This window comes from Actinokineospora sp. (genome assembly GCF_050699995.1).
GTDB lineage: Bacteria > Actinomycetota > Actinomycetes > Mycobacteriales > Pseudonocardiaceae > Actinokineospora.
The window spans coordinates 1-11184 of sequence record NZ_JBOHGC010000581.1; the positions used below are offsets into that span (position 1 = coordinate 1).

Below are 11184 nucleotides of genomic sequence, written 5' to 3' on the forward strand. Positions count from 1 at the left end.
GCTCGGCGGTTCCGCGCGGTGGCGGCAGCGAGCGGCCACGCTGGTCGTCGGCGGCGCGCGGCGGCGGCTTGGGATCGACGTGGGTGTCGACGAGGACGTTCGTGACCAGGTTCGCCGGATCGCGGCGCTGCCCGTCGAGGAGCGGCGGGCCGCCCTCGTCGACACCGGCTACCTCGTCCCGCACTGGCCCAAGCCGTACGGCCTCGGCGCGTCGGCCCGCACGCAGCTGGTGATCGACGCGGAACTGGACGCGGCCGGGGTGCGCAGGCCGGACCTGGTGATCGGGGCCTGGGCGGTGCCGACCATCCTGCGGCACGGCACCGAAGAGCAGCGGGAACGCTTCGCGGGGCCGACCTTGCGCGGCGAACTCGCGTGGTGCCAGCTGTTCAGCGAGCCCGAAGCGGGCTCGGACCTGGCCGCGCTGCGGACGCGGGCGACGAAGGTCGACGGCGGGTGGTCGCTGAGTGGGCAGAAGGTGTGGACGTCGCGGGCGCGGGACGCGGACTGGGGGATCTGTCTGGCTCGGACGAACCCGGACGTGCCCAAACACAAAGGGATCACGTACTTCCTGGTCGACATGACCACCCCAGGGATCACGCTGCGGCCGCTGCGGGAGATCACCGGGGAGTCGATGTTCAACGAGGTGTTCCTCGATGGCGTGTTCGTGCCTGACGGCTGTGTGGTGGGGGCGGTCGACGGTGGTTGGGCTCTCGCTCGTTCGACGCTGGCCGATGAGCGGGTGGCGATGGGCGGCTCGTCGGCGGTGGGTGAGTCGGTGGAGAAGTTGGTGTCCGCGCTGGGTTCTGTGACGGATCCGGTGGTGCTCGACCGGCTTGGCGGGTTGGTCGCCGATGGGACCGCGGTGTCGCTTGTGGACCTTCGGGCTACGTTGCGGACGCTGGAGGGGCAGGGGCCTGGGTCGGAGTCGGGGGTGCGGAAGTTGATCGGGGTGCGGCATCGGCAGGCTGTGGCCGAGGCTGCTGTGGAGTTGCTTGGGGTGGGTGGGGCGGTGTTCTCGCCCGTTCTGCATGAGTTTCTGTTGTCGCGGTGTTTGACGATCGCTGGGGGGACTGAGCAGATACTGCTCAGTGTTGCCGGGGAGCGGGTGTTGGGGTTGCCGCGATAGCGGTCTTGGTGCCTGTTTGGGTGGGGGTTGTGCGGGGTCAGGGGCTTGCCATGGGGCGGGTTGTGGGCTAAAACTAGAACAGGTTCCAATTTCGGAGGCGGTGTGGACTTCGGACTCGATGAAACGCGGTCGGCTGTGGTCGCGCTCGCCGCGGAAGTGTTGGCGCGTGACGGGGTCCGCTGGTCGGACTTGGTCCGTGCCGGGCTGGTCGGGCTGGCCATGCCGGTGCGGCTCGGTGGGGATGGGCTTGGTGTTCTGGAGACCTCGCTGGTGCTGACCGAGGTGGGTCGTCGCGCGGCGGCGCTGCCCGCGTTGGCGACCCTGGCCCTTGGCGTGTTGCCGCTGGCCCGTCTCGGCACCCATGCCCAGCAGGACGCGCACCTGTGCGCGGTCGCGACCGGCGACGCGTTGCTCACCGCCGCGACCAGGGAACCCTCGGTGTCGCTGCCCGCGGTTCCCGCCACCGTCGCGCGGCGGGACGGTGACCGGTTCCTGGTGTCCGGCACCAAAGTCGGTGTGCCCTATGCGGCTGAGGCGTCGCGGATCCTTGTTCCGGCCACGATTCGCGGCGGCGGTGTGGTGGGTGTGTTGCTCATCGCGCCCGACGCCGCTGGGGTTCGGGTGACGCCGACGGCGAGTTCATCCGGGACGCCGGAGTACACAGTGGACTTGACGGATGTCGCCGTCTCGGCCGGTGAGCTGCTCGGTCGCGACCCGAGTGGTCAAGCCGCCCGTGAGCTGAACCGGTTCGCGCTGGCGGGGGCCTGCGCGGTCGCCGACGGGATCGCGGCGGGGGCGTTGGACCTGACCACCGAGCACGTGCGCACGCGTGAGCAGTTCGGCAAGCCGCTGGCCACCTTTCAAGCCGTGGCGCAGCAGATCGCCGATGTCTACACCTGCGCGCGGACCCTGCACCTGGCCACGCGGTCGGCGTGCTGGCGGCTCGACTCCGGTCGCGACGCGGGCTACGACCTTGACGTCGCCGCCTACTGGCTGGCGGAGGAACTGCCCGCCGCGCTGCAGGTCTGTCATCACCTGCACGGCGGGCTCGGCGTCGACGCGACTTACCCGCTGCACCGGTACTACTCGGCGGGCAAAGACCTTGCCCGCTTCGTCGGCGGCGCCTGCCACCGGCTCGGCCGTCTGGCCGCGGTGGGAGGGTGACCATGCTCCTCGACCTGACCGACACCCAGCGCGCGTTGCGTGACGAACTGCGGGTCTACTTCGCGGGTCTGCTCACCCAAGCCGAACGCGACCTGATGCTGACCGAGCGGCACGGCGCCGTCTACCGCGACGTCGTTCGCCGGATGGGTCGCGACGGGTGGCTCGGCGTCGGCTGGCCCGAAGAGTTCGGCGGACGCGGATTCGGCGGTGTCGAGCAGCAGATCTTCGTCAACGAAGCGGCGCGGGCGGACATTCCCCTGCCCTACGTCACGCTGCAGACCGTGGGGCCGACGCTGCAGCGATTCGGTACGCGGGAACAGAAAGAACGCTTCCTCCCGGCGATCCTCGCGGGCGAGGTGCATTTCGCCATCGGCTACACGGAGCCGGAGGCGGGCACCGACCTGGCTTCGCTGCGCACGACCGCGGTCCGCGATGGCGAGTCCTATGTGGTCAACGGACAGAAGATCTTCACGACTGGCGCGCACGACGCCGACTTCATCTGGCTCGCCGTGCGCACGGACCCGGATGCCCTGCGGCACAAGGGAATCTCGATCCTCATCCTCGACACCGCCGATCCCGGGTTCAGCTGGACGCCGATCATCACCTGCGATGGCGCGCACCACGTCAACGCGACGTACTACAGCGACGTGCGGGTGCCCGCGGACATGTTGGTGGGCAAGGAGAACGAGGGCTGGCGGCTGATCACGACCCAGCTGAACCACGAACGGGTCATGCTCGGACCGGCGGGCAGACTCGCCGGGCTGTGCGACCGCGTGCGTGAGTGGGCGGGCTCGACCAAGGGCCCGGACGGGGCGCCCATCCTGTCGTTCGACGACGTCCGCACGACGCTCGCCCAGGTGTCGGCATGGGTGCGGGTCAACGAGCTTCTCAACTGGCAGGTCGCCGCCGTCGACGGGCCGGTCGACGTGGCCGACGCCTCGGCGACGAAGGTGTTCGCCTCCGAACGCACCCAACGCGCGTGTCGGATGCTGGAGGAGATCGTCGGCAGACACGGTGATCCCGCCGACCCCGACACCGCGGACCTGGTGCGGTGGCTCGACGCGCAGGCCAAGCGCAACCTGGTGTTGACCTTCGGCGGCGGTGTGAACGAGATCCAGCGCGAGCTGATCGCCACCGTCGGACTGAAGCTGCCTCGGGTGCCCCGATGATCCGGGCCGTGGCCGACCAGGTCATCGCGCGTGGTGAGTCGTCGCGGCGGGCCGCGCCGGACCCGGTGAACGTGCCGGTGGTCCGACACTGGGTCGAGGCGCTCGGTGACCGCAACCCGATCTACACCGACCCGGTGGCCGCCGCCGAGTCAGTCCACGGTGGACTCGTCGCACCGCCCGCGATGGCCCAGGTGTGGACGATGTTCGGTCTGCGTGGCACCCGCCCGGCGGACGATCCCCTGGGCGCCATGGTGTCCGTCCTCGATGAGGCGGGCCTCACCTCGGTCGTCGCCACGAACTGCGAGCAGACCTACCACCGCTACCTGCGTCCGGGCGAAGAGGTCACGGTCGGCGCGCGGCTGACCGAGGTGGTGGGGCCGAAGCGGACGGCACTGGGCGAGGGCTGGTTCGTCACGACGGTCAGCACTTGGTATGTGGGTGATGAGCCGGTGGCGGAAATGCTGTTCCGGGTGCTCAAGTTCCGCCCGCCCGCCGAGGAGCCGGTCGGCGAGGTGCTGCGTCCGGTGGTCAGCCTGGACACGGAGTTCTTCTGGGCGGGCCTGCGGGAACGCGAGCTGCGGATCCAGAAATGCCTGGCCTGCGACGAGGTTCGGCACCCGCCGGGCCCGATGTGCCCTGGCTGCGGGTCGACGGAGCTGACGCATGTCATGGCGGAGGGTGTGGGCGAGGTCTACAGCTTTGTAGTGCACCACCACCCGCCGATGCCGGGCAAGCGGCTGCCGTTCGTGGTGGCCCTGGTGGAACTGGCCGAAGGAGTGCGGTTGTTGGCGGAACTTATCGACGTGGACCCGGCGGAGGTGCGGGTCGGCTTGCCGGTGCGGGTGGACTTCCAGCGGGTCGACAGCGATCTCACGCTGCCGGTGTGGCGGTTGCGGTCATGACGGTCGCCGTCGGGGACACCCTGCCTGAGCTGGTCATCGAGGTGACCCCGACGTTCGTGGTCAGCACCGCCATCGCCACCCGCGACTACCAGGACGTCCACCACGACCGCGACGCCGCCGTCGAGCGCGGGTCGAAAGACATCTTTCTCAACATCCTCACCGACACCGGGCTGGTGCAGCGGTTCGTGACCGACTGGGCGGGACCGAACGCCCTGGTCCGGGGTATCGCGATCCGGCTCGGAGTGCCTTGCTACGCCTACGAGACGCTCACCTTCAACGGCCACGTCAGCTCGCGTGAGGGGAACCTGGTGGTGGTGAACGTGGTGGGGCGCAACAGCATCGGCGACCACGTCACCGGGACGGTCCGGGTGGAGCTGCCATGAGCGCGCTGTCCGGCGCGGCCGCCATCGTCGGCATCGGCGCCACGGAGTTCTCCAAGGCCTCCGGCCGCACCGAACTCCGCCTCGCCGCGGAGTGCGTGCGCTCCGCCATCGCGGACGCGGGCCTGTCTCCGTCCGATGTGGATGGTCTGGTCACGTTCACCATGGACGCCAACTCCGAGATCGCCGTCGCCCGCGAGGTCGGAATCCCGGAACTGTCGTTCTTCAGCCGAATCAACTACGGCGGCGGCGCCGCGTGCGCGACGGTCCAGCAGGCCGCGATGGCCGTCGCGACCGGGGTGGCGTCGGTTGTCGTGTGCTACCGGGCTTTCAACGAGCGGTCGGGCCGGCGCTTCGGCCGGGTCCAGGCCGCCGCCGCGCAGCAGCCGACGTCGACTGGCGTGGACAACGGCTGGCACTACCCGATGGGCCTGGGCACCCCGGCGGCCACGGTCGCGATGTTCGCCCGCCGGTACATGCACGAGTACGGCGCCACCAGCGAGGACTTCGGCCGGATCGCGGTCATCGACCGCAAACACGCGGCCACAAACCCGCACGCATGGTTTCATGGCAGGCCGATCACCCTTGAGGACCACCAGGCGTCCCGGTGGATCGCCGAGCCGCTGCGATTGCTGGACTGCTGCCAGGAAAGCGACGGCGGGGTCGCTCTGGTCGTCACCAGTGTCGAGCGGGCCCGTGACCTGCCGCACCGGCCCGCGGTCGTGCGGGCCGCCGCGCAGGGGAGTGGGGTGGATCAGTACGTGATGAACAGCTACTACCGGCCGGAGATCACCGGTCTGCCTGAGATGGGCCTGGTGGGGAGGCAGCTGTGGGGCCAGTCGGGGCTGTCACCGGAGGACATGTCGGTGGCGGTGCTCTATGACCACTTCACCCCGTTTGTGCTGGTACAGCTGGAGGAGCTCGGCTTCTGCAAGCCCGGCGAGGCAAAGGACTTCATCGCGGACGGAACGCTGGAACTGGATGGGAGGCTGCCGCTCAACCCGCACGGCGGGCAGCTGGGTGAGGCGTACATCCACGGGATGAACGGGATCGCCGAGGGAGTTCGCCAGGTCCGGGGCACGGCGGCGAACCAGGTCGCCGCCGTGCGCAACGTGCTCGTCACGGCCGGAACCGGGGTCCCGACCAGCGCGCTGGTTCTCTCCGAGTGAGCGCTACCAGTTCACCGGAACCAGGTCCGGCCCCACGACATGCCCGGCGTGCGCGGCGACATCGTGGGTGAAGTGGGCGCCGTACCAGAGCACGACGTCCTTGCCGTGGATGTTCTCCCCGTTGACGAAGTTCCCGATGTTCGCCTCGTACGGTGGGCCGGTGGCGGGCACACCGTTGTCGATCTCGGCGGACGGCTTGTACCGGACGATCCACAGGTCGCCCTGCGGGAACGGCCAGTCGGGCATCGCCGTCGCGACCCCGTCGTCGTGTCCTGGCACGATTTCGTAGGCCGCGCCCGACCGGGCGTCGGTCACCCGCCACCTGCGGGAGCGCCCGTAGTCGCGCGCTCGCTGGATCTCGTAGCTCTTGTCGTGCCAGTTGTCCCAGCCTGGCGCCAGCGGCGGGTCGTTGTACTCGGCGACCACGTTGTTGCCCGGTGTCCGGATGTCGAAGTCCAGCCGCCAGTAGCAATGGTGGTGGTGGCGGTTGCACACACACGGGAAAGTCACCGCGGAGAAGCCGAAGCGGGGCTTGATGGTGCCGTCCACATGGAAGCGCCACGAACTGATGTAGCGGTACCAGCCTGCCTGCATCTCGCTGAGCAACACGACTTCCGGGCCGTCGACGTACACCGCGACCCCGGTGAAGTTGCCCGTGTCGCTGCCGGACTCGAGGATCGACTTGGCCGGGCTGGTGCAGAGCCGGAAGCCGGGCACCGGGTCGGACCCGTGCGCCTCGAACGGTGACTCCTCGTTCTGCCAGTCCAGATACGGCCCACACGCGTCCCGGTCGTAGCGGACGTTGAGCAGCGGCACATGGGCCTGCCACAGGACACGCTTGTCCCGGTAGTCCACGTAGCGCAGCTCGATGCCCGAGCCGTTGGTGCCCGAGGAGCCCGCGGGCCGCTTGACGAGCATCCGCCACAGCCTGGTCCCGCCCTGCCACACCGTCACCCATGCCTGGCCCGGCGTGTTGGTGACCGTGGGCTGCCCACCAGGGGTGAACCCGCACTGCCCGTCGGTGTCGCCGCGCGGCGCGACCTCGCGGATCTCCCGGCGGTGGATGTCCACCGACGCGACCCGGAACGGGCCGCCACGCTCGCGCGGGGCCAGCACGACGCCGATGGTGCGCCGCATCCGCCCGTCCGGTTGCTCGACCTCGATCACCGGCGGGACGTGCGGCATCGCGATGACCGCCTCGCCCAGGCCGTCGCGCCACTGCCGGTCCTCGCCCAGCAGCCGTACCGCCAGGTCGAACTCTTCGGAGCTGGGCAGCGGCTGGCGGGCATAGTCGGCGACGTCGAGTTCCTCGGGCCGGTCCAGGTGGCCGACAGCCTCGATCGCGCGGTCGTTGGTGTAGTCGTAGACCGTGGCCCGGAACCGCCGGTAGTCGCCCTCTGCGCTGTCCTCACCGTCCTTGCCCCGCTCGTCATCGAGGGGCTGCAGGTTCAGCAGGCGGAACTCGGTCCCGTCGAGCAGTTCGCGCATCCTGGGATGCCGCGTCACCTCGTCCCGCAGCCGGTCGGTCATCTCTCGGTCGAAACCAGCCGGTTCGATCTCGACCCTGATCTCCTCCGCCATCCTGGTCACACCTCCAGCGCCCTTGGCCCGCGAATCCGCGGGCCTTCTGACTCTGTCGCCGAAGTTGTCGACCGTGTGAGGCGTCCATCTGAGACTCACCCGTTCGGACTTGCGAGTTCACCCGCTGGTGCGGGTCAGTGTGATCCCGGTCAAGACCTCCGTGTCGCGGGCCGGAACCGTCGTCACAGCGTGGATCGTGTCGCCGTCCACCCACGCGGAAGTCCGCAGCGACTCGCCGGGGTAGACCACTCCGGCGAAACGGGCGTCGAACGACTTCACCAGCCACGGATCCCCGTCCAGGCAGGCGTCGGTCAGCGCCTTCGCGACAATCCCGTAGGTGCACAGGCCATGCAGGATCGGCGAGGGAAACCCGGCCGCGGCGGCGAACTCGGGGCTCGCGTGCAGGGGATTGCGGTCCCCGCACAACCGGTACAGCAATGCCTGCTGCGGAAGGGTAGGCGTGTCGATCACCAAGTCCGGTTCCCGAGAAGGCTCGAACGCGACGGAGGCGGGTCCGCGTTCGCCGCCGAACCCACCCTCACCCCGAGCGAAGATGCTGGACCGAGTCGTCCACAGCAGCACACCGTCCGGGCTGGTCGCGGTGGCCTCCTGGACGATCACCGCCGCCTTGCCCTTGTCCCACACGTCGGCGATCCGCGAGTCGATCCGCGCCTTGCCCTCCACCGGGATCGGCCCGTGCCCGGGTTCCCACCAGCGGGCTCGTCCTTTCACGCTGACCGGAGCCGGTCACAGCCCGCTCAGCCGCAGGGCGGGCTGTAGGGCAGGTCGTTGAAATACCGGGACCATTCCGCCGGAGTCATCGGTGTTGCGGTTTCGGCGCAGACGCGACCGATCGTCCGGGTTGGATCGGTGTTCCACAGCCGGAGGGTATGGGCGCCGACGGAGACCACACTGCGTCCGTCGGCGGTGAACGCGGCTTCGCCGGTGTCACGGCCGCTGAAGCCGGCGATGGGGTGCGGGGCACGTGGGTCGGTGATGTCCCAGAGCCGGGCGGTGCGGTCGCGGCCGGTGGTGAGCAGGGTGCGCCCGTCGGGGCTGATGTCGGGTGAGGACACGGCCGCGGAGTGACCGGTCAGTATGGCGCGCTGCCTGTCGGGATCGGTGAGGTCCCAGATTCGGATCGTCCAGTCGTAGCTGGTGCTGACGAGTGCTCTCCCGTCGCGGGTGAACCGCACTCCGGTGACCGCTTCGGAGTGGTCGGAGTGGTGAGCTGTCTGCCGTGGCGCCGACAAGTCGGTCATGTCCCACAGGCGTACGCCGCCGTTGGTGTCGGCTGTGGCCATGGTCTTGCCGTCGTCGGTGAAGTCGATGGCGTTGATGTCGTCGAAGTTGTCCTCGCGGGTGGCGATGGTTCTCGGGGCGCGGGGTTGCCAGATGTCCCAGACGATGACGCGGCCGCCGTTGTCGCCGGTGACCATGGTCCGGCTGTCGGGGGCGAACGTGACGGTGTTCGCGTTCCGCAGGGGGCTGCGCGAGAGCAGCGTCGGGGTTCGCGGCTCGGTGATGTCCCAGAGGACGACCTCGTAGCCGAGGCCGATCGTGGCGAGCAGCCGCCCGTCGCGGCTGATCGCGGGAGCGGACAGCAGCCGGTCGGGCGGATTGGGCAGCGGTGGGGTCTCACCGAGCAGGCGTTTGTGGGCCGGGTCGCTGATGTCCCAGAGCTGTGCGCTTTCGGTGCCCGCGGTCACCGCGAGCCGCCGGTCCTCACTGAGGACCAGGCCGTGCACGCGGTCGCTCATCGTGGTGAGGGTGGACCGCGGGTCGTGCCACACGTAGAACACGCCGTTCATGCCGCCCGCGACGATGGCCGATCCGTCGGGTGTGAAGGCGACGCTGAGGACCCGGTGCGGGTGTGGGAACCGGGTCAGTTCGGTGCCCGTGCGTGGATCCCAGAGACGGACGAGTTGGTCGTTGCCGCCGGTGGCCAGGATGGCCGAGTCCGGGGCGAACGCGAGGTCCCAGGTCGAGTCGTCCTTGGGCAGACGCAGCGGCGGACCGGGCGCCCGGTTGTGGTCGAGTTCGTGCGACCAGGTGTCGTTGCTGGTGTCGGAGAGGGCGACATGGCGCCCGTCCGGGCTGAACACGGCGGCGCGTATGTCGTCGAGGAACCCGTCGAGGATGGCCAGCCGCGTGCTGGTGGCGGTGTCCCACAGGAGGTAGCGGCCGTCGCCGCCGCCGGTGAGCAGGGTGCGACCGTCAGGGCTTATGGAGACCGCCGTGCCCATGCCTTCCCGGTAGTCCGACACCGAGATGGTGAGAACAGGCTCAGCCGGGTCGGCGACCGCCCACACACGCACGGACGGACTTGCCCCGGTGGTGGTGGCGAGCAAGTGCCCGTCGGCGGTGAAGGAGGCATCACGCATGTCCCGACCTGGCACGAAGGCCACGGCCCGGGGGTGAGCGGTGACATCCCAGAGTCGCGCGCCCGCCGCGTCGACCACCAACACCTCACGGGACGTCCCTGGGCGAAACAGCAGGCACCGCACGCGGCCGGACGCCGGGACCTGGGCGAGCGGCTCGAATCGCCCTGGCCGCGTGAGATCCCAGAGCTGGACGTCGCCGTCGTCAGCCGCGACAGCCGCCAAGGCGCTGTCGGGGCTGGTGGCGACGGCCCGGACCCATCCACCGCCGGTGCGGTACCGGCCGACCAGCGGAGGGGCTGAGCTGAGCACCGCGCCACGGGCCTCCACGGTGTCGGCCCTGCGGTAGGCTGCGACCGCCAGCTGAGCCGCCAGCGCGGGATCGGATTCACGCAGCTCGCCCGCGTATTCCGCTACGCGCTGGGAAATGGCGATGTCGCGGTGGCGGGTGGCTTGCCCGCTCTGCCAGAAAGCGGCCCCGGTCGCGATGACCGCCAACACCACCAGCGTGCTCAGCACCGCGACAAGCCTGCGAAGCCTTCGCACCCCCCGCCGCCGCTCCCGGGTGCTCGCCTCGAGGAACGCCCGCTCGACCGACGTCACGTCCTCGCCGTGGTCGGTTGCCCAGGCCGAGGCCACGGCCAGGGCGGCTCCTTGGTACAGGGCGCCCCGGTCGCGGCCCTGCTCGTCCCACGTCTCGGCGGCCTCGGTGAGCCGCTGGTGGGCGTAGAGGCCCGCGCGGTCGGCCTCGATCCAGTCGCGCAGCCGGGGCCACGCGGTGAGCATCGCCTCGTGCGTGATCTCCACGCCACCGGTGTCCGCGGTCAGCAGTCGGGCCCGGACGAACGCGGACACGACCACGCCCAGGTCCGTGCCCGGGAGATGGCGGCCCAGGTGGTCGAGCGAGACCCGGCGTCGCGTCTGCCCGGTGTCGCGGTCCACCTGGACCAGGCGCAGCAGCAGGCGCCGCGCGGTGTCGCGGCCCGCGGTGTCGAACTGGGCGTAGACGCGTTCCGCGGTCGTGGCGACCGCGGCGTGCAACCCGCCCGTGCGGTGGTAGCCGGCGACAGTGAGCCTCCGGCCCTCCCGGTTCTGCCAGGTCGTGAGCAGCGCGTGCGCGAGCAGCGGCAGCGCGCCCGGGGCGTAGGCGCCCGCGTGGCCGGGCTGCACCCCGAGGTCGCGCAGCAGCAACTCCACCAGCCCCGGTTCCCAGCTCAGACCCACCGCGCGGGCCGGGCGCACGATGGCGGCCCGCAGCTCCGTCGGGCTCATCGGGCCCAACGCGACCTGCCCTTCCCGCAGCGAGTGCGCC

At 70.2% G+C, this 11184-nt stretch carries 8 protein-coding genes and 1 pseudogene; 6 read left to right on the top strand and 3 right to left on the bottom strand.

The genetic code is table 11. The features are described 5' to 3' along the window. The 6 genes from ACRDSQ_RS28130 to ACRDSQ_RS28155 form a co-directional block, all read left to right on the top strand. The coding region (locus tag ACRDSQ_RS28130) for an acyl-CoA dehydrogenase family protein (protein ID WP_431425186.1) at nt 1-1126 on the top strand (1126 nt) is incomplete at its 5' end. 102 nt (nt 1127-1228) lie between these two features. After that, the gene (locus tag ACRDSQ_RS28135) at nt 1229-2290 is read left to right on the top strand and encodes an acyl-CoA dehydrogenase family protein (protein WP_431425188.1); all 1062 of its coding nucleotides are present in this window, start codon (nt 1229-1231) and stop codon (nt 2288-2290) included. Nucleotides 2291-2292: 2 nt separating this feature from the next. Then, a complete protein-coding gene (locus tag ACRDSQ_RS28140; protein ID WP_431425196.1) occupies nt 2293-3459 on the top strand; it encodes an acyl-CoA dehydrogenase family protein in 1167 nt (388 codons plus the stop codon). Beyond that, nucleotides 3456-4361 carry a bifunctional MaoC family dehydratase N-terminal/OB-fold nucleic acid binding domain-containing protein gene (locus ACRDSQ_RS28145; RefSeq protein ID WP_431425190.1) on the top strand — a complete coding sequence of 302 codons (906 nt, stop codon included), beginning with the start codon at nt 3456-3458 and terminating at the stop codon, nt 4359-4361. The genes ACRDSQ_RS28140 and ACRDSQ_RS28145 overlap by 4 nt, the downstream gene beginning before the upstream one ends. After that, nucleotides 4358-4744 carry a MaoC family dehydratase gene (locus tag ACRDSQ_RS28150; RefSeq protein WP_431425198.1) on the top strand — a complete coding sequence of 129 codons (387 nt, stop codon included), beginning with the start codon at nt 4358-4360 and terminating at the stop codon, nt 4742-4744. The genes ACRDSQ_RS28145 and ACRDSQ_RS28150 overlap by 4 nt, the downstream gene beginning before the upstream one ends. Continuing rightward, on the top strand, nt 4741-5910 hold the full coding sequence (locus ACRDSQ_RS28155; protein WP_431425191.1) for a lipid-transfer protein: 1170 nt from the start codon (nt 4741-4743) through the stop codon (nt 5908-5910). The genes ACRDSQ_RS28150 and ACRDSQ_RS28155 overlap by 4 nt, the downstream gene beginning before the upstream one ends. Before the next feature lie 3 nt (nt 5911-5913). On the opposite strand, the gene ACRDSQ_RS28160 is transcribed toward ACRDSQ_RS28155, so the two are convergent. From ACRDSQ_RS28160 to ACRDSQ_RS28170, 3 genes and pseudogenes are all read right to left on the bottom strand, one after another. Continuing rightward, complete coding sequence (locus tag ACRDSQ_RS28160; RefSeq protein ID WP_431425193.1) at nt 5914-7491, bottom strand: hypothetical protein; 1578 nt, start codon at nt 7489-7491, stop codon at nt 5914-5916. Nucleotides 7492-7608: 117 nt separating this feature from the next. After that, nucleotides 7609-8190, bottom strand: a pseudogene (locus ACRDSQ_RS28165) (MaoC family dehydratase); the annotation flags it as partial. 59 nt (nt 8191-8249) lie between these two features. After that, a partial coding sequence (locus ACRDSQ_RS28170) for a WD40 repeat domain-containing protein (protein ID WP_431425194.1) occupies nt 8250-11184 on the bottom strand: 2935 nt, incomplete at its 5' end.